This is a genomic window from Mycobacterium farcinogenes (assembly GCF_019739075.1).
Lineage (GTDB): Bacteria > Actinomycetota > Actinomycetes > Mycobacteriales > Mycobacteriaceae > Mycobacterium > Mycobacterium senegalense.
In genome coordinates this window covers 799,250-822,898 of record NZ_CP081673.1, presented here as the reverse complement: position 1 = coordinate 822,898, position 23,649 = coordinate 799,250, and the positions used below count along the sequence as shown (strand labels likewise).

Here is a 23,649-nt window from a genome sequence, read left to right as displayed (position 1 = left end):
GAGCCTGATCCGACCGTCGACTTGTTTGCCACAGCGCATCCGGACGACCACTCACAAGGGCATCTCAGCAAAGAAATTGACCATCGAAACGGGATGTCCGTTTTCTCATTATTTGAACTAACTATGGACTTGACGTGGCACTATGTGTTCAATCTGTTATTACTTTCAAGTAAGTATCAGCTCCTTCTTAAGGGGCAAGCAAAGGAATAGATTGATGCAAACCGCTGTTCGCTCCTACCTCACTGCCGGGGTCGCCCTGGCCGGCGCCGGCGTCATCGCCGTCAGCCCGGTCGCGCCAACCCCGACGGACATCCAACTGCCCGCCATCCACGCGTCATCGGCGGCGGTGACGCTCAATGCGCTGACCAACCCGCTCGATGCGTGGGTCCAGACCCTGACCAAGGCGGGCACCAACCTGCAAGCGCTCGGCGAGCAATTGATGGCATCGCCGGCGCCCATCCTGCAGACCGTCATCAGGAATCAGATCGGCAACGCGACGGTCATCGGGAACGCCGTCCAGTCCTACGGCGATCTCCTCGGCACCACCCTCCAGGGCCTGCCCGCGGCCCTCCAAGAGGCCTCCGACCTGATCAACCAAGGTCAGATCACCAAGGCCATGGACGGGCTGACGAACGCACTGCTCCCGGCCATCGTGGGCGTGCTCGACCTGATGAACGGCACCTGGTCCGCGGTCGACACGACGACGCAGAACATCCAGAACGTGATCGCGGCGGTGCCGACCCTCGTTCAATCGGTAGCCCTGCCCGCGCTGTATCCGGTGCTGTCGGTGGTGAACGGTTTGGCCGCCACCGCGGAAGAAGTGGTGACGGCGGCCACCGCCGGCGATACCGAAGGCGTCGTCAACGCGTTCATCAACGCTCCGGCCAACCTCACCGACGCCTTCCTCAACGGCAAGGGCACGATACTCGGGTTCATCAACACCCCCGGGCTCTTGTCTCCGGAGTCCGGCTTCGGCTTCCTGGGCGACGGTCCCATCACGTCGATACTGAACATCCCCAAGACCATCGCCGGCTTGCTCGACCCGAACCCGCAGGCACCGGCCACCGCCTCGGTGGCTACGGTCAACTCCGCCAAACTGGCCAGCTCGCCCGTCAAAGCACTCAGCAGCGGCGTCTCGGCGCGCACCGTCACGCTCAGCGCCCCTGCTGCCGAGACGGCTGACGAACCTGCCAGTGCCGCAACAGATTCGGATGCAGCCACGACAGCAGACAGCCCCGCGGCGTCATCTCAGGCGGACGACTCGGCATCCGATTCGACCGAGGCCAAGGCCCCGGCACCGGCCAAGACGGCGACGGCGACGGCGGGCAAGACCGCAGTCAAGAAGCCGACCGCCACCGCGAACCCGGCGCAGAAGATCCGCGACAACATCAAGAAGGCCACGCAGCGGTTGACGGGGAAGACCGCCGAGACCGGCAAGCGCTCCAGCGCTGCGGGCAAGGCCCGCCACAAGAGCGGTCACTGATCCGCTAGATCCCGCCGAGTGTGACGCAGACGTTGTTCGTGGACCTACGAAACGACGTCTGCGTCGCACTCGGCGGATTTTGAACTACGCCATGGCACGACGGCCGGCCAACGCCCGGCCCAAGGTGAGCTCGTCGGCGAACTCGAGGTCACCGCCCATCGGCAGGCCCGAGGCGATACGGGTGACGGTCAGGCCCGGGATGTCGCGGAGCATCCGCACCAGATAGGTGGCCGTGGCCTCGCCCTCGGTGTTGGGGTCGGTCGCGATGATCACCTCGGCCACATCGACACCGTCGACACGTTCACCGATCCGGTTGAGCAGCTCCCGGATGCGCAACTGGTCGGGGCCGACGCCGGACAACGGATCCAGCGCCCCGCCCAGCACGTGGTAACGACCGCGGAATTCGCGGGTGCGCTCGACGGCCTGCACGTCCTTGGGCTCCTCCACCACGCACACCAATGAGGCGTCACGGCGTGGGTCCTTACAGATCCGGCAGCGTTCCTCGTCGGAGACGTTGCCGCACACCGCGCAGAACGTGACCCCGTCACGAATGCGGCCCAGCACCGCCGTCAACCGATCGATGTCCGGCGGCTCGACGCTGAGCAGGTGAAACGCGATCCGCTGCGCGCTCTTGGGCCCGATCCCGGGGAGCTTGCCGAGCTCGTCGATCAGATCCTGTACCGGGCCTTCAAACACTCAGACCCCCGGAAGCCCGAACCCGCTCAACCCGCCGGCCAGCGGGCCCAGACGGCTCTGCGCCAGCGTCGTCACCTGATTGGAGGCATCGGCAAGGGCGCCCACGATGAGATCCTGCAGGGTCTCGACGTCCTCGGGATCAACCACCTTGGGGTCGATCGCCACCGCGACCACCTCGCCGCTGCCCTTGACCGTCACCTGCACCAGCCCGCCACCGGCCTGGCCGTGCACCTCGGAATTGGCCAGCGCCTCCTGCGCCTCCATGAGCTGCTGCTGCACCTGCTGCGCCTGCGCCAGCAGGGCGGACATATCGGGCGTGCCTCCGGGTTGCATGAGTGGTCCCCTTGCCGTGTTGATTAAGTCTTGGTCTCGACTTGGTTGCTCTCGCCTGTCGGCGGCGATTTGAGCTTTCAGCCTAGTCGGCGCCCGGGCTAGCGTGACGCCGTGCGAGTTCCAGACTGCGTGCGTGTCGGCACCGCCATGGTCAGCAGCGTATTCATCGCTGCTGCCGTCCCGGCCGTCGTCGACGCGCCCCATGCCACCGCCGCCCCCTCGAACATCGCCGGCATGATCGTCTTCCTCGATCCCGGCCACAACGGCGCCAACGACGCGTCGATCAGCCGCCAGGTGCCCACCGGCCGCGGCGGCACCAAGGACTGCCAGGCCAGCGGCACCTCCACCGCGGACGGCTTTCCCGAGCACACCTTCACCTGGGACACCACGCTGCGGGTCCGCGCCCTGCTGAACCAGATGGGCGTGCGGACAGCCATGTCGCGCGGCAACGACAACGCCCTGGGACCCTGCGTCGACGAGCGCGCCTCGATGGCCAACGCCCTGCGCCCCAACGCCATCGTGTCCATCCACGCCGACGGCGGACCGGCCAACGGCCGCGGTTTCCACGTGCTCTATTCGTCCCCACCGCTGAACAACGTGCAGGCCGGGCCGTCGGTGCAGTTCGCCAAGACCATGCGCGATCAGCTGTCGGCCTCGGGGATTCCGCCCGCCACCTACATCGGTTCGGGGGGACTGGATGCCCGTTCGGACATCGCCGGGCTCAACCTGGCGCAGTTCCCGTCGATCCTCGTCGAGTGCGGCAACATGAAGAACCCGGTCGACTCATCCCTGATGAAGTCCCCGGAGGGCCGGCAGAAGTACGCCGAGGCCATCGTCCGGGGTGTCACCGCTTACCTGGGCAGCCAGGGCGGAACCCCGGCTCGCTAGCCCGCTGTGCCAGATGGTCGGGCGCTACGCGCCCTCCACTTCCTTCTTCAGGTTGGCCAGCACCTCGTCCTGAATCTTGCGCAGGCCCAGCGGCGCGAAGGTCTTCTCGAAGAAGCCCTTGACCCCGCCGGCACCGGTCCAGCTGGTCTTGAGGTTCACCGAGGACCCGGTGCCTGCCGGGGCGACGGTCCAATTGGTCACCAGGCTGGAGTTCGCGTCCTTCTCGATCACCGTGTGGCCGGCCACGTCGACCGACGCCTTGATGTCACGCACCCGGGATTCGGTCGCCTGCAGCTTCCAACTGGCCACCGTGCCGGCACCCTGACCACCCTCGAGGACCTGGTAATCGCGGTAGTGCGAGGAAAGGATCTTCGGGCGCACGGTCTGGTAATCCGCGATCGCGGCGAACACAGCGGCCGGCTCGGCGTTGATCAGAACCGTGCTGACCGCACTGACCTGTCCCATGACTGAAACTCCCTTATTGCTCGTGTCTGCGGTCGCATCGTCGGCAACCTCCGACTAGCGTATATGTGTGTCTGTTGTTACGACTGACGCACAAGCTGTCCATGCCCTCGGCGTGCGGCGCCTCATGGATAGCTACCGCGCCATACCGCCCAATTCGCCGGTGCGGCTTGCCAAGCCCACGTCGAACCTGTTTCGTGCGCGCGATCGCAGCGCGGTCAAAGGTCTGGACGTCTCGGGCCTGACCGGTGTGATCGCGGTCGACGCCGAAGCCCGTACCGCCGACGTCGCCGGCATGTGCACCTATGAGGATCTGGTGGCCGCGACGCTGCCGCACGCGCTGGCACCCCTGGTGGTGCCGCAACTCAAGACCATCACCCTGGGCGGCGCCGTCACCGGGCTGGGCATCGAATCGACGTCGTTCCGCAACGGCCTGCCACACGAATCGGTGCTGGAGATGGACATTCTCACCGGGGCAGGCGAAATCGTCACCGCGTCACCCGAGCAGCATGCCGATCTGTTTCGGACATTCCCCAATTCCTATGGCACGCTCGGCTATTCGACCCGACTGCGGATCGAGCTGGAACCCGTCACACCTTTTGTCGCGTTGCGGCACCTGCGGTTTCACACCCTGGACGCACTCGTCGCGGCGATGGACCGGATCATCGAGACCGGTGGGCTCGACGGCCAACCGGTCGATTACCTCGACGGCGTGGTGTTCAGCGCCGACGAAAGCTACCTCTGCGTGGGTTTCAAGACGACGACACCGGGCCCGGTCAGCGACTACACCGGCCAGGACATCTACTACCGCTCGATCCAGCACGCCGACGGTGAGAAACACGACCGCCTGACCATTCACGACTACCTGTGGCGTTGGGACACCGACTGGTTCTGGTGTTCGCGGGCTTTCGGCGCGCAGAACCCCTCGATCCGGCGGTTCTGGCCGCGTCGCCTTCGCCGCAGCAGCTTCTACTGGAAACTGGTCGGCTACGACCAACGCTTCAACATCGCCGACCGGATCGAGAAGCGCAACGGGCGCCCGCCGCGCGAACGGGTGGTGCAGGACATCGAGGTGCCACTGGAGAACTGCAGACAATTCCTCGACTGGTTCCTGGAGAACGTGCCGATCGAACCGATCTGGCTGTGCCCGCTGCGATTACGTGAAGACGACCGCCACGGTTCCGGGTGGCCGCTGTATCCCCTTCGCGCGCACCACACCTACGTCAACGTCGGGTTCTGGTCGTCGGTGCCCGTCGGCCCGGTCGAAGGGCACACCAACAAGCTGATCGAGGCCAAGGTCAGCGAACTCGACGGACACAAGTCCCTGTACTCCGACTCCTACTATCCGCGTGAGGATTTCGACCAGCTCTACGGCGGCGAGACCTACAAGACCGTCAAGAAGTCCTACGACCCCGATTCACGTCTGTTTGACCTGTACTCGAAAGCCGTGTTGCGCCGATGAATGGAGAACAGCGATGACCACCTTCAAAGAACACTCGACGCATGCGACCGATCACAAGCTCAGCCTGGCCGAGATTCTGGAGATCTTCGCCACGGGTTCGCAGCCGCTGAAGTTCACCGCCTACGACGGCAGCAGCGCCGGGCCCGAGAACGCCACACTCGGCCTGGATCTCAAGACGCCGCGCGGCACCACGTATCTGGCCACCGCTCCCGGTGACCTCGGCCTGGCCCGCGCCTATGTGTCCGGCGACCTGGAACCGCACGGAGTGCACCCCGGTGACCCGTACCCGCTGCTGTGCGCTCTGGCCGAGAAGATGTCGTTCAAGCGCCCGCCGGCCCGGGTGCTGGCCAACATCGTCCGCTCGATCGGCATCGAGCATCTCAAGCCGATCGCGCCGCCACCCCAGGAGGCACTGCCGCGGTGGCGCCGGATGATGGAGGGCCTGCGGCACAGCAAGACTCGTGACGCCGAGGCGATCCACCACCACTACGACGTGTCCAACACCTTCTACGAATGGGTGCTCGGACCGTCGATGACCTACACCTGCGCGTGCTATCCGGACGCCGACGCCAGCTTGGAAACCGCGCAGGACAACAAGTATCGGCTGGTGTTCGAGAAGCTGCGGCTGCAACCGGGCGACCGGCTGCTCGACGTCGGTTGCGGCTGGGGCGGCATGGTGCGTTATGCCGCCCGCCACGGTGTCAATGCACTCGGCGTGACGCTGTCGGCCGAGCAGGCCCGGTGGGCGCAGGATGCCATCGCCGAAGAAGGCCTCGGCGACCTGGCCGAGGTGCGCCACGGCGACTACCGCGACATCGTCGAAGATGGGTTCGACGCCGTGTCCTCGATCGGCCTGACAGAGCACATCGGGGTGCACAACTATCCGTCGTACTTCGGTTTCCTCAAGTCGAAGATGCGTCCCGGCGCGCTGCTGCTCAACCACTGCATCACCCGTCACGACAACCGGTCCGGCGCGGCCGCGGGCGGATTCATCGACCGTTATGTCTTCCCGGACGGCGAGCTGACCGGCTCGGGACGCATCATCACCGAGGTACAGGACATCGGCCTTGAGGTCCTGCACGAGGAGAACCTGCGCCATCACTATGCGATGACGCTGCGTGACTGGTGCGCCAACCTCGTCGCGCACTGGGACGAGGCCGTGGCCGAAGTCGGTTTGCCCACCGCCAAGGTGTGGGGCCTGTACATGGCCGGCTCACGGCTCGGTTTCGAAACGAATGTGATTCAGCTGCACCAGGTATTGGCCGTCAAGCTCGACGAACGCGGTGACGACGGCGGGCTGCCCTTGCGGCCGTGGTGGACGCCTTAGCCCTCGATCTTTCGCGCACCGAGTTCGTTCTGCAGCAGCTCGAGCGCGACCTCTTCGGGGTCGCGACGCGGCCCGGCCTCGGTCTGTGAAGCCTCGGCGAGCATCTCGGCCTCCTCCTCTTCAGGGGACGACGGAGGCTCCGGTGCCGGTTCCGGTTCAGGCTCGGGGATCACGCGGCCCGGCCGACTGGGGACCCGTGGCGGGGGCTTGGCGGCCTTCGGCGGGGGCGGTGGGGCGGCTTCGGCTGTGCCGACCTCACAACGGATCTGCCAATCCACCCCGAGGGCGTCCTTGAGCGCATCGCGGATCACGTCGGCGTTGCGCGACTCGGTCAACCGCTTGGCCAACGGTGGCGAATCATGCGACAGCACAAGGGTTTTGTCCTCGACCGCACGCACGATCGCCCCGGACAGCATGACCTCGGTGGTACGGCTGCGCTCACGCACCTTCTCCCGCACCGTCGACCACATCGAGCGCACGGCAGCCGCGTTGGGCTCACCCCCGGGAGCGGCAGACGCCGAGGCCGACACCGGCTCGGGTTCGGGCTCCGGAGGAGGCTCGGGCTCGAAGTCCGGCTCCGGCGGCAGCGGCGGCTCAGGTTCGCGTTCAGGCTCGGGCGCGGGGGGCGGCGGCGCCGCGGCCGGTTCAGGCGCCGGTGCCGGTTCGGGCGCCGGTGCCGGTTCGGGAACCGGCGCTTCGGCAGGGGCCGGCGCCTGCACCGCCTGGCTGCGCCGCACGAACGTCTTGGCCGGCTCGGCGGCGGGACGGGCGGCCGCCGATGCCGCGGCCTCACCGGCCGGGATCGACATGTCCAGCCGGGTCTCGATGCGTTCGATGCGTTGCAGCAACGCCGATTCGGTGTCATGCGCCGAGGGCAGCAGCAACCGGGCACAGACCACTTCCAAGAGCAGCCGCGGCGCGGTCGCCCCGCGCATCTCACCGAGCCCGGCGTGCACCACCTCGGCATACCGGGTCAGCGTGGCCGCACCCACCTTGGCGGCCTGCTCCCGCATGCGTTCCAGCACATCGGCGGGCGCATCGACGACACCGCGGGTGACCGCGTCGGGAACGGCCTGCAGCACGATCAGATCCCGGAAGCGCTCCAACAAGTCGGTGGCGAACCGCCGCGGATCGTGCCCGGCGTCGATCACCGCCTCCACGGCGCCGAACAACGCCGCGGCGTCCCCGGCCGCCAACGCCTCCACCGCGTCGTCGATGAGTGCCATGTCGGTGGCACCGAGCAGGGCCAGCGCCCGCTGATAGGTGATGTGGTTGCCACCGTCGGCCTGTTCGGAGCCGGCGAGCAGCTGGTCGAGGACCGACAGGGTGTCACGGGGTGAGCCCCCGCCGGCCCGGATGACCAGCGGGTACACCGCGTCGTCGACGTGAACGTTCTCCTCGGCGCAGATGCGCTCGAGCAGCGGGCGCATGGTGCGCGGCGCCAGCAGCCGGAACGGGTAGTGGTGTGTCCGCGACCGGATGGTCGGCAGCACCTTCTCGGGCTCGGTGGTGGCGAACACGAAGATCAGGTGCTCGGGCGGTTCTTCGACGATCTTGAGCAGCGCGTTGAAACCGGCCGTGGTGACCATGTGGGCCTCGTCCACGATGAAGATGCGGTACCGCGACTGGGCCGGCGCGTAGAACGCGCGATCGCGCAATTCACGGGTGTCGTCCACACCGCCGTGGCTGGCCGCGTCGAGCTCGACGACGTCGACGTTGCCCGGGCCGTTGGGGGCCAGCGCGACGCACGAATCGCACACCCCGCACGGTGTCGGCGTGGGCCCCTGCTCACAGTTGAGCGAGCGGGCCAGGATGCGCGCCGAGGACGTCTTGCCGCAGCCGCGCGGCCCGGAGAACAGATAGGCGTGGTTGATCCGGTTGGCGGTCAGCGCTGTCGATAGCGGCTCGGTGACATGTTCCTGGCCAACGACTTCCGCGAAGGTTGCCGGCCGGTATTTGCGGTAGAGAGCCACGGAAGAAGGCTACCGACTGCGTCTGACGGCGTGCCGATGCCCGTTGACTTTGACACCAAGCACACCATTACCCGCACAAATGCGGCGTCAGTTCAAAGTCGACGTAGACGTTCGCCCACAGCGCGCGATCCATCCACAGGTGGCCATGCCCCGACCGGCACACCGCCGTGGTTGTCCCTGCGACCGGCGACTCTCACCGAATGAGCGAGCCTTTCATCGGCACCGAAGCCTTGGCGAGCGGCGTTGTCAACCGCTACCGGCTCAACCGCTACCACCGCGCGATCCTGCCGAACATCTACGTCGACAAGCGAACTGCGGTGTCACTGCGGCAACGCACGGTGGCGGCATGGTTGTGGTCGGGCCGCGACGCGGTGATCGCAGGAGCCGCCGCATCGGCGCTGCATGGCGCGAAGTGGGTGGCCGACGACGTTCCGATCGAGTTGATCAGCGCCAAGACCAAGCCGCCAGAGAACGTGATCACCCGACAAGACCGGGTCTATGACGGCGAGGTCATGCGCATCGACGGGCTCCCGGTCACGAGCGTCGAGCGCACTGCCTTCGACCTCGGGCGCCGCGGCTTGATCGGTGCGGCCGTCGCGCGACTCGACGCACTTGCCCGAGCCACCGGAGTCAAGGCCGACGACGTGCTGGCGCTCGCCGCAAACCACCGCCACAGCCGTGGCCTGCGGCAACTCGAACGGGCGCTGGCTCTGTTCGACCCGGGCGGCCAGTCCCCGAAAGAAACCTGGCTGCGGCTGATGCTCATCGACGCAGGCTTTCCGCGGCCGCAGACACAGATCCCGGTGCTCGGGCCCGACGGATACCCGAGGTACTTCCTCGACATGGGATGGGAGGAATTGATGCTGGCGGTGGAGTACGAGGGTGCGCAGCACGCCGATCAGCTCGGCTATGACATCACGCGTACCGACTACCTGGAGTGCGTCGGCTGGACCCACGTCAGAGTGGCCGCCGGACACCGACGGCCGACCATCATCGCCCGGGTGGAGCGTGAATGGGATCGGCTGTGGCGGCCAGAGCTCGGGATCACGCCCCGACGGCCTGCCTTCGCCGGTCCCCCACTCGAACTCGGCTGTTGACTTTGAATCTGCGCACACCGCTACCCGCACAAATGCGGCGTCAGTTCAAAGTCAACGCAAAAGCGACTCGGTCGCCGCCAGCAGCGCACATGTGGCCAGGCCGTCGATCGCCTCACGCACATCGGACAGCGACGGGAACGTCGGCGCGATGCGGATGTTCTTGTCCTCGGGGTCCTTGCGGTACGGGAATGCCGACCCGGCCTCGGTGACCGCGATACCGGCGTCCTTGGCCAGCGCCACAGTGCGCTTTGCAGTGCCGGGCCACACGTCGAGGCTGACGAAGTAGCCGCCCTTAGGGTCGGTCCACGACGCGATCTTCGACTCCCCCAGCCGGTCCTCGAGGATCTCGGCGACCAGGGCGAACTTGGGGGCGATCAACTGCCGGTGCCGCTGCATCTGCAGCCGCACACCGTCGGCATCGCCGAAGAATCGACTGTGCCGCAACTGGTTGACCTTGTCCGGGCCGATCGTCTTCTTGCCCGCGTGCTGCAGGTACCAGGCGATGTTGCCCAGCGAGCCGCCGAGGAAGCTCACCCCGGCCCCGGCGAAGGTGATCTTGGAGGTCGAGGCGAACACCAGCGGGCGGTTCGGGTTACCGGCCGCCTCGGCCAGGCCCAGCACGTCGACCTGGCGGATGAACTCGTCGGTGAGGGTGTGGACCGCGTAGGCGTTGTCCCACATCAACTGGAAATCGTTTGCGGCCGTACGCATTTGAACGAGGCGGCGGACGTTCTCCCAGGAGTAGGTGACCCCGGTCGGGTTGCCGTACACCGGAACGCACCACATGCCCTTGATCGCCGGGTCCGCCGCGACGAGCTCCTCGATCAGGTCGACATCCGGCCCGTCCTCACGCATCGGTACCGCGATCATCTCGATACCCAGGGATTCGGTGATCGCGAAGTGACGGTCATAGCCGGGCGAAGGGCAGAGGAACTTGACCTTCTCTTCCTGCACCCAGGGCCGCACCGAATCCACCCCGCCGTGCAACAACGAGTACACGATGACGTCGTGCATCATCTCCAGGCTCGCGTTGTTGCCGGCGATGAGGTTCTGCACCGGGATGCCGAGCAGTTCCCCGAAGATCTCCCGCAATTCGGGCAGCCCGTGCAGGCCGCCGTAGTTGCGGGTGTCGGTGCCCTCGCGGTCACGGAAGGAGTTCGCCTCCGAACCCGGCAGCGACAGCAGCGCGTTGGACAGATCCAACTGCTCGGGAGCCGGCTTGCCGCGGGTCAGGTCCAAGCTCAGCTTCTTGGCCTGCAACTCCGCATAGTTGCGCTGTTGGACTTCGTGCAGCGCGAGCAGATCGTCGCGGCCGAGAGACTGGAACGACACCGCGCGCCTTTCACAGAAGCGGAACGAGCTGGACATAAAGGGGACCCCGCGCACCCGCCAGAGCCCGTTGACCCTTGCTGCCTTCCGGCCCTGGGGGAGTTCACAGGATGGACGCCGCGCGGGGTCCGATGGCGAGTGTAGTACCCGGCCCGCCCCTGGCGTTTTCGGGAGTGGTCCGGGCGTCGGTTAGGATTGCCGACGGAGGATTCGCCTAGTGGCCTATGGCGCTCGCCTGGAACGCGGGTTGGGTTAACAGCCCTCAGGGGTTCAAATCCCCTATCCTCCGCGCTCGGGTCCGGGGTGCGACCTGCTGAATCAACCCTGATCAGCGGTTCGCACCCCGGCCCAATTTCAGTACCCGAGGAGGAGCATGGGCCGCACCGTCGCGGTGATCTGGCACGCGTCGTTTTCGATCGTGGCCGCCGGCCTTTACTTCTTTTTCGTTCTTCCCAGATGGCCCGAGCTCATGGGCGATACCCCGCAGACGCTGGGCTTGGTCCTGCGCATCGTCACCGGTGTGCTGATCGGTCTCGCGGCGCTTCCGGTGGTGTTCACCCTGCAGCGGACCAAGCGTCCCGAGCTGTCCACGCCGGAGCTGGCGCTGCGGCTGCGGACCGCCTCGATTTCCCTGCACGTGCTGGCGGCGGTGCTGATCGTCGGTACCGCGATCGCGGAGATCTGGCTGTCGCTGGACAGCTTCGGGCCGTGGCTGTTCGGGATCTACGGCGCTGCCGCCGCGATTGCCCTGCTCGGCATTTTCGCCTTCTACCTGGCCTTCCTCGCCGAACTACCGCCTCCGCCGCCCAAGCCGGTCAAGCCGGTCAAGAGCCGCGAGAAGTCGCAGCGCCGCGGTCGCAAGAAGGCTGCCGAAGCCGAGGAGACCACCGAGGCGGCAGCCGAAGAGGTTGAAGAGGCTGAAGCAGCCGAGGCTGAAGCAGCAGCCGACGCTGAAGAGGCTGAAGACGCTGAAGAGACGGCAGCCGAGGAAGACGAGAAACCGGCGGTGAAGACCCTGGGCAACCGGCGCCCGTCGAGCAAGAGCGGCACCAAGCGGCGGGGCTGGCGCTCGCGCGGCGAAGTCGCCACCGAAGACTGACGCAACACCGATCGCGTCGACATCGGGTTCTTGCCCAGCCAAGATGGGTACATGAGCAAAGTGGGCTCGCATCCGTTCAAAGTGATCCTCGCGGCGGCACTGACCGCCGCGGCTGCCGTCGTCGCCCCGTCGGCACCTGCCGCAGCGGCGCCCGGCGACCCGGAGGCGGTGGCCACCCAGATCGAACCATCGGTGGCGCGCATCGACACCCGAGTGGATTACCAGCAGGCCTACGGCATCGGCACCGGCATCGTGCTGTCGCCCAGCGGTGAGGTGCTGACCAACTACCACGTCGTCCAAGGGGCCAACTCGATCAGCGCCACCGTCGGCGGACAGAGCTTCCCGGCGGATTTGGTGGGCTACGACCGCCAGAACGACATCGCGGTGCTGCAACTGCACGGCGCCGCCGGCCTGGTACCCGCACCGATCGGCGATTCGAGGGCGCTGGTGCCGGGGCAGCCGGTGGTCGCGCTCGGCAACGCCGGGGGTAGCGGCGCACCGCTGACCCGCGAGATCGGCACGGTCAGCGCGTTCAACCGCACCGTCAACGCCGAAGACGAACTGACCGGCACCAGCGATGAGATCAACGGACTGTTCGAGTTCGCCGCACCGGTCCGTGCCGGCGATTCCGGCGGCCCCGTGGTCAACGATGCGGGCCAAGTAGTCGGCATGACGACGGCCGCCTCGGTGAACTTCCGGATGGGCCCCGGCGGCAAGGGATTCGCCATCCCGATCAACGACGCGATGGGCATCGCCGGCCAGATCCGCTCCCGCACCCCGTCGCCGACGGTGCACATCGGACCGCCGACCATGCTCGGTGTCGGAGTACGCACCGCACAGCGCCAGAGCGGCGGGGTGATCGTCCAGGACGTCATCCCCGGCGGCCCGGCCGAAGCCGCCGGCCTGGCACCCGGCGACCTGCTCACCACCATCGAGGGCACCGCGCTGGACTCGGCGCGCACCCTGACGCTGGTTCTGGATCGGCATTACCCGGGCGACGTCGTCGGCCTGACCTGGCTGGACCAGGGCGGCCAGCAGCACACCGGCAAGGCGACGCTGGCCGCCGGGCCGTAATCCGTGGTCACGTTAGACCGCCTGATCAACGTTCTGGGCGGCTACGGCGTGCGACTGCGCGCCCCGGCCCGGGGATCCCGGCCGGCGCCGCGCTCGACCGAGTTGCGCAGCGTCGTCATGCACGAGCCGGGGCAGGTGATCGGCGACGTCCTGCTGGCAGTCGGGGCCGAATCGGTGGCCGAGGCGGTGCGCTGGGCCACGGCGGCGCGTGCCGTAGTGGTGCTGGTGCGCGGACCTGATGACGAGGCGGCGGACGACGGCGGCATCGCAGTGATGACGGTCGACCCGGAGGTCTCCTGGAGTGAACTGGCGGCCGTCGTCTACGGCGTGGTGCTGGAGGGCCGGGAAACCGAATCCGGGCGCGGCCCAACCGATTTGTTCGCGTTGGCCGACAGCCTCGCCGACGCGGTGGGCGGCTCGGTCACCATCGAGGACCGGCGCAGCGCAGTCCTGGCGTACTCGCGTCTGCAGCAGCACGCTGACCCGGCTCGCGTCGAGACGATCCTGAGCCGCGGCGCGCCGGAACGACTTCGCGCCCTGTTCGAAGCCCGCGGGGTGTTCCGGCACCTCGCCGAGTCCGACGAACCGATGTTCGTCGAAGGCGAGCACGACCGCGGCCTGACCGGGCGGATGGTCGTGGCCGCCCGCGCCGGTCGCGAGCTGCTCGGTTCGATCTGGGTGACCTGCGCCGAGCCGTTGCCGGACGCGCGACGGGCCGCGCTGGCCGACGGGGCCCGCATGGTCGCGCTGCACCTGCTGCGCTCACGGGCCAGCGCCGACCTGGAACGCCAGGTGGAATCCGAGCTCGTCATCCGCCTGCTGGAAGGCGCCGCCGACGCCACCACGGCGGCCAGCCGACTCGGCCTGCCGCAGACTCCCCTACGAGTCATCGCGCTGCGAGCCCAGACCACCGACGAGCGGCACGCCGCCCTGCTGCTGGCATTCGATCGTGCCACCGCCGGCTTCGGCTGGTCACGTCCCGGCCGTAGCGCCCTGGCCGGCAACACCGTCTACACCGTGCTGCCCGGCGCCGAGCCCGACGGGGCCAGCAGCTGGGTGACGGGCTTGCGGGCCGCACTGCCCGAGCGGGTGACCGTACTGGCCGGGATCAGCGGCCCGGCCACGGCCGCCGAACTGGCCCTGGCCCGCAGCGAGGCCGACGAGTGCCTGGCGCTGCACGAGGTACGTCGCGAGGGCCCGGCGCCGGTGTACGACGAGGAATGGGACGAGATCCTGCTGCAGCGCCTTCGGATCGCGGCCCGCTCCGGCCGGGCCCCGCAGCGAGGCCCGGTCGCCGAATTGCGGGCGCACGACCAAGCCCACGGCACGCAGTACGCGGCGACACTGCGAGCCTGGTTGGAGGCCCAGGGCGATCTGGCCGGGGCCGGGCGGGCCCTCGGCGTCCACGAGAACACCGTGCGTTACCGGCTGCGCAAGATGGTCGAGTTGACCCAACTCGACCTGGCCGATGCGCGCAAGCGGCTGGCGATGATGATCGAACTGGCCGCCACCGAGGAGTTGTCGTAGGGCGACAATCAACCACCTCTCGATTGTCGAGTTCATCCAAACGCAGAGTGGCCGGCCCGGCCCACCATGGGAGACATGCATGGTGTCGAGCGCATTGACGGCGGTCCGCGGTCAGCGGTGGTTGTGGGTGCAGGCATCGTCGGCCTGTCCACGGCATGGTTTCTTCAGGAGCGCGGAGTCGAGGTCACCGTGGTCGACCGCCGCGGGGTGGCCGCGGGAGCATCGTGGGGCAACGCCGGCTGGATTTCGCCGACGCTGACCATCCCGCTCAATGACCCCGCGGTGCTGCGGTACGGCCTGCGATCCCTGTTCGACCCGGCCGCGCCCCTGCACATCCCACTGACCTCGGGTCCCCGGCTGCTGGCCTTCCTGGCCCGGTTCGCCATGAACTGCCTGCTCTCGACGTGGACGCGGGCCGCCAAGGCCAACGTGCCGTTCAACGAGGAATGCCTCGAGGCCTACGACGTGCTGACCGCCAACGGCGTCGCGGTACCCACCACCGACGGACCGATCACCGCACTGTTCGAAACCCAGCGCCAGGCCGAACACCTGATGACCGAACTGCGCCGGATGGCCGCCGTCGGCCAAACGGTGACCGTCACCGGGCTGTCCGGTGAGGCACTGCGCGAGCACGTGCCGCTGGCGTCGACGGCCATCACCGCGGGCATCAGCGTGGAGGGCCAGCGGTTCGTCGACCCGGGCCGCTTCGTGGAGGCGCTCGGCGAGGCCGTCGTCGCCCGCGGTGCGGAGCTGCTCACCGGGGAAGTCACCGACATTCGGACCCAGGGCTCCGCTGTCACGGTGGAGCTGGCCACGGGTTCCCTCAGCGCCGACACCGCCGTGATCGCCACCGGGGCGTGGCTGTCGAAACTCGCCAAGCCCTGGGTTCGCACGCCGGTGCAAGCCGGACGCGGCTATTCGTTCACCGTGCCGGTGCAGCGGCCGCTGCTCGGACCGATCTATCTGCCCGACGCCCGTGTGGCCTGCACGCCGTACCAGGGCGGGTTGCGGGTGGCCGGAACCATGGAGTTCCGCGGTCCCGACGACCCGCTGCAGCCGGCACGTGTCGACGCGATCATCGCGTCGGCGACCCCATTGCTCGACGGCGTGAATTGGCAAGCCCGAACCGATGTGTGGGTGGGCCCGCGACCGGTCACCCCGGACGGACGCCCACTCATCGGTGAAGTGGCCCAAGGCATTTTCGTGGCCGGCGGCCACGGCATGTGGGGCCTGGCCCATGGCCCGGTCACCGGCCGCCTGCTCGCCGAATACATCACCACCGGAAAGCAACCCGAGACGCTACGGGAATTCGACCCCCTGCGCTGACGGGCTCACGACATCGCCCTAACGGGCCAACAAGCCGTCAGGGGCGGCGCGGCAAACCCGCCCCTGACGGCATCTTCGCATCATCGGAAGGAACGACAATGACTGTCAGCCAACGTGTTTGGTTATCCCCACAGGCATACGAGCGGCTCCAGACCGAGCTGTCTACGCTGCGGGAACTGATCTCGACCGAAGCCGCCTCTGATTCCGACGAAAACGAGGTGGCCGTCCAGCGCGCCCGTCAGACCCGCATCCAGCAGATCCACGACCTGCTGCTCAACGCCGTCGTCGGTGAAGATCCGCCCGACGACGGGGTGGCCGAACCGGGCATGGTGCTGACCGTGCGCTACGACCAGACCGACGAGATCGAGACGTTCCTGCTGGGCATCCGCGGCGCCGAATACGGCGACCTGGAGGTCTATTCGGTGAACTCGCCCCTGGGCGAGGCCATCGTCGGCGCACGACCCGGCGAGCAGCGCCACTACCCGGTCCCCAGCGGTGAGGCCGTGCCGGTCACCCTGATCAGCGCGGTGCCGTTCGGGATGCACCTGCCCATGGTCACGCCAGCCCAGTAAGCAGCTGAGCCGCCCTTCTCGCGGCGTTGCTCGCCCTGATCTCCGCACCGACAACTGCCGCGGCATCGGCCCACCCCGGTTCGACGAGCAGCGTGATGATCGAGCGTCGAATCGACTCGACCGAAGCCGATCTGCGCAGCGTCAGACCGGCACCGGCAGCAGCGATCGCACGCCCGATCAGCGGTTGGTCCGACAAGCCGCTGGCCGGCATGATCAGCGTGGGGATCCCGTGGGCCAGTGCCCGGAATGTCGTCGCGTGCCCGCCGTGGCCGACCAGCAGCGAACATGCCGGCATCAGTTCGCCGTGGTCCGCATATTCCCGGACATCGACATTCGGCGCACTGGGCAGCGCGGCTGGTTCGACCACCCCGCCGGTCGTCACGACCGCATCCACCGGCAGGGTCGCCAGCGCCTCGATCACGCGGGCCAAGGTGCGGCGCTGGCCCCGAAAACCATTGGTGGACATGCTGACAAGCACCTGCGCCGGACCTGCTGACCGGTCGGGTTCGCGCGCGTCGACCACCGCGCCCACCCATCGCACATTGTGCGGCTGAGGTCGACGAGATTCCGGGTCGAGACGCGCCACCGTGGCCACGATGTTGAGGTCCGCGGAGTTCCACAGTCTGTTGATGCGATGCCCGTACAACCACGCCGCGGCGCCGGCTCCGAGCCGGTGCGCACCGTTCAAGTAGTCCCGCAGCGTGTGGCTGAACACCGCATGTGGGACCGCGGCGTCTTGTACAGCCTGTAGCGCCGGAAGCAGCATGCAGTCGACAACGGCGACGTCCGGCCTGTCCCGTTCACACAGCTGCCGGACATCGGCGCCGATGTTGGCGTCGTTGAACATCGGCACCCACCGAAGCGGGCTTTGCTCGCGGCACGAGTCCCAGGGTCGCGCCGTGGGGTACGCCAAGAACGGGAGGCCGGCATGCTCGACTTCTCGTCGCAAACACTCATGCCCGACGATGCGGACCTGCTCGCCTCGGTCTGCCACCGCCCGGGCCACGCCGAGCATCGGCGGCACGTTGCCTCCGCCGTCCATCGTCACGAACAGAACGTTCATCGCGTCACGGGTCCCCGAGCCGCAACCTACCCTGTTCGGATGGCAGGCGAACGCAAAGGCACGCCAGGCAACCTGACCGCCGACGACTGGGTGCAAGCCGGGTATGCGCTGCTCGCGTCAGACGGGGTGCGGGCGCTGAAGATCGAGCGGCTCTGCCAGCAGATCGGCGCCACCAGGGGAAGCTTCTACTGGCACTTCACCGACATGAAGGGCTACCGGGCCGCCCTGGTGGCGTCGTGGAACGCATTCCTGGAGCAGGACCGTCGCGCGCTGGCCGAACTCGAGGATCTGCCGCCGCGCGAGCGGTTGTCACAAATGATGAAGCAGCTGCTGAGCCCGCGGCACTGGACGTTGGAAAGGGCGATGCGGGAGTGGGCGCGCACCGATGACATCGCCGCGGCCAACGTGCGGGCTGCCGATCACCGGGTGCTGGTCGCCGTCACCAAGGCCTACCTCGACTACGGGTTCAGCCCTGAAGATGCGGGGCTGCGCGGCCAGGCCACCTTCGCCACGGGGATCGGCGTGCTGCATCTCATGGACTCCGCCGATGCTCTCACCGACGCCGATCGGTACGAACGATTCCTCGATCTCATGCTGGCTCGATGATCGCGGCGAAAACGCGCTCGAACAGCTCGGTCAGCTGGTCGTTGTCGCAATCGGTCAAACCTGGACTGCGCACCACCCGACGCATCAGCAGGACACCGCTCATCACCGACAGCATCGCGTCGGCGCGGAGCTGACGGTCGGGCCCGGTGAGTTGTCCGGCCAACCGACTGCCGACGTGGCGCGCGATCGCGTCACGCACGATGTTCACCGCAACCGGGTTCGAGACCGAGCGGAGCATGATCAGGAACGGCTCCAGGGGATCGGCGTCCGGGTCGGAGCGTTCCGCCAGCGCGGTGGCCGCATCGTGGGCGAGCGCGTTCGGTTCCTCGGCGACGATCGTCGGTGGCGCGAACGAGGTTTCGACCGCCTCGGCGAACAGCTGCTCCTTGGAACCGAAGTAGCGGTTCACCAGCATCGCGGTGACCCCGGCGTCTCCCGCGATCTCCCGGACGCCGACGCCGTCATACCCGGAGTGCGCGAAGTGGCGGATCGCCGACTGCAGGATCGCCTCTCGAGTGGCGGCAGCGTTGCGTGTCCGGGAGGAGGAACCCATACCGACAACGCTAGGGAATAACCGGCACCGAGTCTACGTATGTATACCTGTCAGATGTATACAGTCGTAGACATAGGAGTAGTCATGGACATCGAGTTATCGGCCAAGCCAGCCGTGTTCCTGGTTTCCGGCGCATCCCGCGGCCTGGGCCGTTCGATCGTCGAGGCCGCGCTGAATGCCGGGCACCGCGTCGTCGCCGGCGTCCGCTCCACCGCCGCCCTGTCCGATCTGGCCGCTCAGGAGCCGGACCATCTCGCCGTCGTCGAACTCGATGTGACCGACGACGACCAGGTGTGCGCCGCCGTGGCCACCGCAGTCGAGCGGTTCGGCCGACTCGACGTGTTGGTCAACAACGCCGGATACGCGAACATGGCCGCGATCGAGGACTTCGACTTCGACGACTTCCGCGCCCAGCTCGACGCCAACTTCCTCGGCGTCGTACGGCTCACCCAAGCCGCACTGCCCGTCATGCGGACCCAGCGCGCCGGCCACATCGTCCAGATCTCCTCGGTCGGCGGGCGACTCGTACGGGCCGGACTGAGCGCCTACCAGTCGGCCAAGTGGGCAGTCACCGGATTCTCCGGCGTGCTCGCACAGGAAGTCGCACCTCTCGGCATCAAGGTCACGGTCCTGGAACCCGGTGGGATGCGCACCGATTGGGCTGGGTCCTCGATGCAGATCGCCGAGGTCCGCGCGGAATACGCCGACACCGTCGGCGCGTCGATCGCCCACAGCACGCCGGAAAACCTCGGTGCCAGCGATCCCGCCAAGGTGGCCGAACTCGTCCTCGCCATCGCCGAGATGCCTGATCCCCCAGGGCGGTTACTCGTCGGCCCCGACGCCTACCACTACGCCACCGCTGCCGGACGCGACCTGCTCGCCGTCGACGAGAAGTGGGAGGCCCTGAGCCTCTCCACCGCAGCCGACGATGCCACCGCCGCTCAGATCGACCCGCTGGGAGCAGCCAAATGACAACACCTACTCAACGCCCGGCATTCGGAGCGGCGACCGTCACCCTCGGGCACTCCGAGTTGACGGTGCGCCCAATAGGCCTGGGCTGCATGGGAATGTCGCAGTTCTACGGCCCCTCCGACGACAACGAGTCAATGGCCACCATTCGCGGCGCGCTCGAACTCGGGGTCGACTTCCTCGACACCTCCGACGTGTATGGCGCCTCCGACATCACCTTCGGTGTGCCGATCCGTGGCTTCGACCACAACGAACAACTGATCGGCGAAGCGATCGCCGGACACCGGGACGAGATCGTGCTGGCGACCAAGTTCGCGGCGAAGATCAACGACACGGAGGACGGGATCGCGATCGACGGCCGACCGGAGTATGTGCGGACCGCATGTGAGGCCAGCCTGCGGCGCTTGCGCACCGACGTCATCGACCTGTACTACTGCCATCGCCTCGATCCGAGCGTGCCGATCGAGGAAACCGTCGGAGCGATGGCCGAACTCGTCACGGCGGGGAAAGTCCGCGCCATCGGACTCAGCGAGGTCGGTCCGGATCAGATCCGCCGTGCCCACGCCACCCACCCGATCTCCGCACTGCAATCCGAGTACTCGCTGTGGGAACGACGCGTCGAACACGGCATCACCTCGACCTGTCGGGAACTGGGCATCACCCTGGTTCCCTACAGCCCACTGGGCCGCTCGGCGCTCACCGGCTCCTTGAAAAGCGGCACCACCTTCGCCGCGGGCGACTTCCGCGCCACGAATCCGAGGTTCTCTGCCGAGAATCTCGCGGTAAACCTTGAGCCGGTGCAACGCCTTCAGGCGCTCGCAGCGGATAAGGGGTGCAGCCCAGGACAACTGGCGTTGGCGTGGCTGCTCGCCCAGCCGCTCGATGTGGTACCGATTCCCGGAACCAAACGGATTTCGTTCGTCCGGCAGAACATCGCCGCCACCGACGTTGCGATCAGTGCCGACGAAGTGGCACTGCTGGCCGAAATCTTCGCCCCGGGGCGCATCGCCGGCGAGCGTTACGCGCCGGTTCACGCCCGCACCATTCAGTGAGGCGGACAGGACGTCGAACGGTTCCGGGCCCGATCGTGCGCAGATTGCGAAAACTGTCTACTGCAGCCTGCTGGTGTCATAAATTGACGCTCGAGATACGAGCTTCTCGGGGCAGGAGACACAGTGGCGCGACTATCGGTTTGGCTCGGGGCAGGCGCGGTGGCGGCCGGGGTGTCTGCGGCAATGGTGGCCGGAGCCGATGTGGCGAAGGCCGACACCCCATCGGGTTCGGACGGACCGAAGGCATCCGAATCCGCCGCGAGCGCAAGCCCGTCGGGCAAGAGCCACCGGGCCGGTCCGCGTCGCAGCCCGAACCGGACCCGTCTCTCAGCCCAGTCGGCCGACGCCGCTCAGGCCGTCCTGGGAAAGAAGGCGATCAAGCCCGCCACGAGAGCCAAGACAGTCGTGTCCCGGCCCGCCCAGGAAACCGGACCTGGCGCAAGCACAAGCGAAGTCCGTGCCGCGCAAAGGAAGGTCGCGCTCGCCAAACTGGTCTCGAAGGCCGATCTCAGCGCTGCGCCCGACGCACCGGCAACCTCTGACGAGGCGATCGCACCCACTTCGCAGGTGTCGGCAACCGCGGCACCGTCGCTGTCACTTCCGGAGAAGGTCCAGTCATTCGTCTTCGACTTCGTCGGCGTGGCCGTCACCGCCATCGCGGGTCACCCCAGGGTTCCCGCGGGAAGCGACGTCACGGTCAGAAGCTCCTCGCTCGAGATCACCGAGGGTCGCAACGTGCCGGCCGACTGGTACTACCCCGAGGGCGACGCACCGCCGGAGCGGATCATCCTGCTGCAGCACGGGTTCCTCGGTGTAAGTGCGATGTACAGCTACACCGCGGCAAACCTTGCCGAGCGCACCAACAGCGTCGTGGTGGTACCGACCTACTCGTCGAATCGCTTTGTCCGGGACGGATTCTGGTTGGGCGACGATCAGGTCTATCGGGCCACAGCCGAGCTGTTCCTCGGTGACCGCGAAGCGTTGACCGCCAGCGCGCAGGCAGCCGGATACGCCGCAAGGTACGGTGCCGACGTACCGCTACCGGAAACGTTCGCCCTGGTCGGGCACTCGCTGGGCGCAGGTGTGGTGGCCGGCGCCGCGGGTTACTACGCGGATGCGATCAAATCGACTGGCGCAGAGAACCATCTGGCCGGCGTGGTATTGCTCGACGGAGCTCCGCCGGAGAACGTCCTGCCGGATGCGTTGGACAAATTGGACGGGCTGGACACCTACGTCCCGGTACTGGAACTAGGTGCACCCAAGGACGTCCGCAGGGTCGATGCGGCGCTGATCGAGCATCGACCGGACATGTTCAACGGCGTGGTGCTGGCCGACGGCCAACACCTGGATGCCATGCAGGGCGGGAGCCCGGCCATCCAGCTCCTGTCGTACCTGTTCTACGGATTCTCCACGGAGCCGAACAAGGCGGCCTCACAGACCCTCATCACCGGCTGGGTGGACGACATGTTCGCGGGCCGGATCGATGCCTCCACCGGAGCCTGTGAGGGCGTCGAATGCTCGGGCATCTACGGCGATCCGGGTCAGACCCTCGCGCTTCCGACACCTGCCGGACCGACCAGCGCCGTTGTGATCGGCGGTTCCGCGCTGCCACCGATCACCACCGCGTTCCAGCCGATGCTTGCCACCGCGGCGGTGACTCCTCGACCACCGTCAGACTTCACCTTGCTCCGCGTACTCTGACGGCGCCTAATCCTGGCGCCGGTTACCCTGCTCGTCCCAGTGCTCGGCGACCTTCTTGCTGGGCTGCACCCGTGGCGGCTCACCGGGCATCTTGGGATAGCTCGGCGGGTACGGCAGATCGCCCAGGCCACGTTCCTCGTCGGCGGCCACCAGGTCCAGCAGCGGCTGCAGTGACTGCTTCTTCTTGTCGATGTCAGCCCACGGATCCTCGCGTCCGGCAAGGAAATCCGGCACGGTGGCGATCGTGTAGTCGTCAGGGTTGGCGTCGCGCAGCTCGTCCCAGGACAACGGCGTCGACACCGTGGCGATCGGGGTCTTGCGGGCCGAGTAGGCCGAGGCGAAGGTGCGGTCGCGGGCGTTCTGGTTGTAGTCGATGAACAGCCGCTCGCCCCGCTCTTCCTTCCACCACGACGTGGTCACCGCATCGGGGGCACGCCGTTCCACCTCACGGGCCAGCGCGATCCCGGCCCGGCGCACCTCGATGAAATCCCAGTCGGTCCTGATTCGCAGGAAGACGTGCACGCCACGGCCGCCGGAGGTTTTCGGGTAACCGACCAGACCCAGCTCGTCCAGCAGCGGCTTGAGCACGTCGCAGGCAACGGCGGCGGACTCGGCGAATCCGGTACCCGGTTGCGGGTCCAGGTCGATACGAAGCTCGTCGGGATGCTCGGTGTCCGGGCACCGAACCTGCCACGGGTGCAACGTGATCGTGCCCATCTGCGCGGCCCACGCGATGGACGCGGGATGGGTCACCTTGAGCGCGTCGGCGGTGCGCCCCGAGGGGAACGTCACCACACAGGTCTCCAGATAGTCGGGATGCTTCTGCGGCACCCGCTTCTGGTAGATCTCCTCGCCCTCGATGCCGTCGGGGAACCGCTGCAGGTGCGTGGGCCGGTCTTTGAGCAAGGTGACCATGCGATCGGCGACGCTGAGGTAGTACTCCATCAGCTTGCCCTTGGTGCCGTCCTTACCCAGTTTCGGGTAGTACACCTTGTCCGGGTTGGTGAATCGGACCTTGATCCCGTCGACATCCAGTTCGGTTGCCGGTGTTGCCATT

Annotated in this window: 22 protein-coding genes, 1 tRNA gene and 1 other RNA gene; 15 read left to right on the top strand and 9 right to left on the bottom strand. The window is 67.3% G+C overall.

Translation table 11 applies throughout. The features are described 5' to 3' along the window. Positions 1 to 214 precede the first annotated feature (214 nt). Positions 215 to 1,483 carry a hypothetical protein gene (locus K6L26_RS03775; RefSeq protein ID WP_221852690.1) on the top strand — a complete coding sequence of 423 codons (1,269 nt, stop codon included), beginning with the start codon at positions 215 to 217 and terminating at the stop codon, positions 1,481 to 1,483. 84 nt (positions 1,484 to 1,567) lie between these two features. Here the strand turns inward: K6L26_RS03775 and recR are convergent, their stop codons facing one another. Both recR and K6L26_RS03765 read right to left on the bottom strand, forming a co-directional pair. After that, positions 1,568 to 2,179 (bottom strand): recombination mediator RecR, encoded by a 612-nt coding sequence (recR, locus tag K6L26_RS03770; protein ID WP_003883644.1) that lies wholly within the window; start codon positions 2,177 to 2,179, stop codon positions 1,568 to 1,570. Then, positions 2,180 to 2,512 (bottom strand): YbaB/EbfC family nucleoid-associated protein, encoded by a 333-nt coding sequence (locus tag K6L26_RS03765; protein ID WP_036391184.1) that lies wholly within the window; start codon positions 2,510 to 2,512, stop codon positions 2,180 to 2,182. Between the two features lie 147 nt (positions 2,513 to 2,659). Here K6L26_RS03765 and K6L26_RS03760 point away from each other — a divergent pair, with 147 nt between their 5' ends. After that, entirely contained in the window at positions 2,660 to 3,400 is a 741-nt protein-coding gene (locus K6L26_RS03760) for an Rv3717 family N-acetylmuramoyl-L-alanine amidase (RefSeq protein WP_019343565.1), read from the top strand. A 24-nt stretch (positions 3,401 to 3,424) separates the two neighbouring features. On the opposite strand, the gene K6L26_RS03755 is transcribed toward K6L26_RS03760, so the two are convergent. Then, positions 3,425 to 3,865 carry an SRPBCC family protein gene (locus K6L26_RS03755; RefSeq protein ID WP_019343564.1) on the bottom strand — a complete coding sequence of 147 codons (441 nt, stop codon included), beginning with the start codon at positions 3,863 to 3,865 and terminating at the stop codon, positions 3,425 to 3,427. Between the two features lie 67 nt (positions 3,866 to 3,932). Between K6L26_RS03755 and K6L26_RS03750 the strand changes: the two genes are divergently transcribed. Together K6L26_RS03750 and K6L26_RS03745 are read left to right on the top strand one after the other, a co-directional pair. Further along, positions 3,933 to 5,324 carry an FAD-binding oxidoreductase gene (locus K6L26_RS03750; protein WP_043367796.1) on the top strand — a complete coding sequence of 464 codons (1,392 nt, stop codon included), beginning with the start codon at positions 3,933 to 3,935 and terminating at the stop codon, positions 5,322 to 5,324. Between the two features lie 13 nt (positions 5,325 to 5,337). After that, positions 5,338 to 6,651: a class I SAM-dependent methyltransferase gene (locus K6L26_RS03745; protein ID WP_019343562.1), complete on the top strand. Its 1,314-nt coding sequence runs from the start codon at positions 5,338 to 5,340 to the stop codon at positions 6,649 to 6,651. On the opposite strand, the gene K6L26_RS03740 is transcribed toward K6L26_RS03745, so the two are convergent. Continuing rightward, the gene (locus K6L26_RS03740) at positions 6,648 to 8,624 is read right to left on the bottom strand and encodes a DNA polymerase III subunits gamma/tau (RefSeq protein WP_047328175.1); all 1,977 of its coding nucleotides are present in this window, start codon (positions 8,622 to 8,624) and stop codon (positions 6,648 to 6,650) included. The two genes, K6L26_RS03745 and K6L26_RS03740, sit on opposite strands and share 4 nt — an antisense overlap. A 200-nt stretch (positions 8,625 to 8,824) precedes the next feature. Here K6L26_RS03740 and K6L26_RS03735 point away from each other — a divergent pair, with 200 nt between their 5' ends. Beyond that, a complete protein-coding gene (locus tag K6L26_RS03735; protein ID WP_019349238.1) occupies positions 8,825 to 9,721 on the top strand; it encodes a DUF559 domain-containing protein in 897 nt (298 codons plus the stop codon). A 51-nt stretch (positions 9,722 to 9,772) separates the two neighbouring features. On the opposite strand, the gene K6L26_RS03730 is transcribed toward K6L26_RS03735, so the two are convergent. Next, positions 9,773 to 11,053: an aspartate aminotransferase type Ic gene (locus K6L26_RS03730; protein ID WP_043367626.1), complete on the bottom strand. Its 1,281-nt coding sequence runs from the start codon at positions 11,051 to 11,053 to the stop codon at positions 9,773 to 9,775. Positions 11,054 to 11,087: 34 nt separating this feature from the next. After that, positions 11,088 to 11,184: signal recognition particle sRNA small type (gene ffs, locus K6L26_RS03725), an RNA gene on the bottom strand. Positions 11,185 to 11,253: 69 nt separating this feature from the next. On the opposite strand from ffs, the gene K6L26_RS03720 reads away from it, so the two are divergent. From K6L26_RS03720 to K6L26_RS03695, 6 genes are all read left to right on the top strand, one after another. After that, positions 11,254 to 11,339, top strand: a tRNA-Ser gene (locus K6L26_RS03720). Positions 11,340 to 11,423: 84 nt separating this feature from the next. Continuing rightward, a complete protein-coding gene (locus K6L26_RS03715) occupies positions 11,424 to 12,149 on the top strand; it encodes a lipid uptake coordinator LucA (protein WP_047039831.1) in 726 nt (241 codons plus the stop codon). 51 nt (positions 12,150 to 12,200) lie between these two features. Then, complete coding sequence (locus K6L26_RS03710) at positions 12,201 to 13,223, top strand: S1C family serine protease (protein ID WP_019348857.1); 1,023 nt, start codon at positions 12,201 to 12,203, stop codon at positions 13,221 to 13,223. A gap of 3 nt (positions 13,224 to 13,226) precedes the next feature. Further along, positions 13,227 to 14,750 (top strand): PucR family transcriptional regulator, encoded by a 1,524-nt coding sequence (locus K6L26_RS03705; RefSeq protein ID WP_019348858.1) that lies wholly within the window; start codon positions 13,227 to 13,229, stop codon positions 14,748 to 14,750. A 75-nt stretch (positions 14,751 to 14,825) separates the two neighbouring features. Beyond that, entirely contained in the window at positions 14,826 to 16,076 is a 1,251-nt protein-coding gene (locus K6L26_RS03700) for an NAD(P)/FAD-dependent oxidoreductase (protein ID WP_064898374.1), read from the top strand. A gap of 98 nt (positions 16,077 to 16,174) precedes the next feature. Then, complete coding sequence (locus K6L26_RS03695; RefSeq protein WP_019345919.1) at positions 16,175 to 16,648, top strand: GreA/GreB family elongation factor; 474 nt, start codon at positions 16,175 to 16,177, stop codon at positions 16,646 to 16,648. On the opposite strand, the gene K6L26_RS03690 is transcribed toward K6L26_RS03695, so the two are convergent. Continuing rightward, positions 16,632 to 17,711: a glycosyltransferase gene (locus K6L26_RS03690; protein WP_019345920.1), complete on the bottom strand. Its 1,080-nt coding sequence runs from the start codon at positions 17,709 to 17,711 to the stop codon at positions 16,632 to 16,634. The two genes, K6L26_RS03695 and K6L26_RS03690, sit on opposite strands and share 17 nt — an antisense overlap. 39 nt (positions 17,712 to 17,750) lie before the next feature. Between K6L26_RS03690 and K6L26_RS03685 the strand changes: the two genes are divergently transcribed. Then, the gene (locus K6L26_RS03685; protein ID WP_019345921.1) at positions 17,751 to 18,317 is read left to right on the top strand and encodes a TetR/AcrR family transcriptional regulator; all 567 of its coding nucleotides are present in this window, start codon (positions 17,751 to 17,753) and stop codon (positions 18,315 to 18,317) included. Here the strand turns inward: K6L26_RS03685 and K6L26_RS03680 are convergent. Next, positions 18,301 to 18,870 (bottom strand): TetR/AcrR family transcriptional regulator, encoded by a 570-nt coding sequence (locus K6L26_RS03680; RefSeq protein WP_019345922.1) that lies wholly within the window; start codon positions 18,868 to 18,870, stop codon positions 18,301 to 18,303. The genes K6L26_RS03685 and K6L26_RS03680 overlap by 17 nt on opposite strands. 84 nt (positions 18,871 to 18,954) lie before the next feature. Here K6L26_RS03680 and K6L26_RS03675 point away from each other — a divergent pair, with 84 nt between their 5' ends. The 3 genes from K6L26_RS03675 (at position 18,955) to K6L26_RS03665 (ending at position 22,592) form a co-directional block, all read left to right on the top strand. After that, complete coding sequence (locus K6L26_RS03675) at positions 18,955 to 19,842, top strand: SDR family NAD(P)-dependent oxidoreductase (RefSeq protein ID WP_019345923.1); 888 nt, start codon at positions 18,955 to 18,957, stop codon at positions 19,840 to 19,842. Then, on the top strand, positions 19,839 to 20,891 hold the full coding sequence (locus K6L26_RS03670; RefSeq protein ID WP_081281747.1) for an aldo/keto reductase: 1,053 nt from the start codon (positions 19,839 to 19,841) through the stop codon (positions 20,889 to 20,891). The genes K6L26_RS03675 and K6L26_RS03670 overlap by 4 nt, the downstream gene beginning before the upstream one ends. Before the next feature lie 123 nt (positions 20,892 to 21,014). Beyond that, a complete protein-coding gene (locus K6L26_RS03665; RefSeq protein WP_047039826.1) occupies positions 21,015 to 22,592 on the top strand; it encodes a hypothetical protein in 1,578 nt (525 codons plus the stop codon). 6 nt (positions 22,593 to 22,598) lie between these two features. On the opposite strand, the gene ligD is transcribed toward K6L26_RS03665, so the two are convergent. Next, complete coding sequence (gene ligD / locus K6L26_RS03660; RefSeq protein ID WP_019349137.1) at positions 22,599 to 23,648, bottom strand: non-homologous end-joining DNA ligase; 1,050 nt, start codon at positions 23,646 to 23,648, stop codon at positions 22,599 to 22,601. Position 23,649 lies beyond the last annotated feature (1 nt).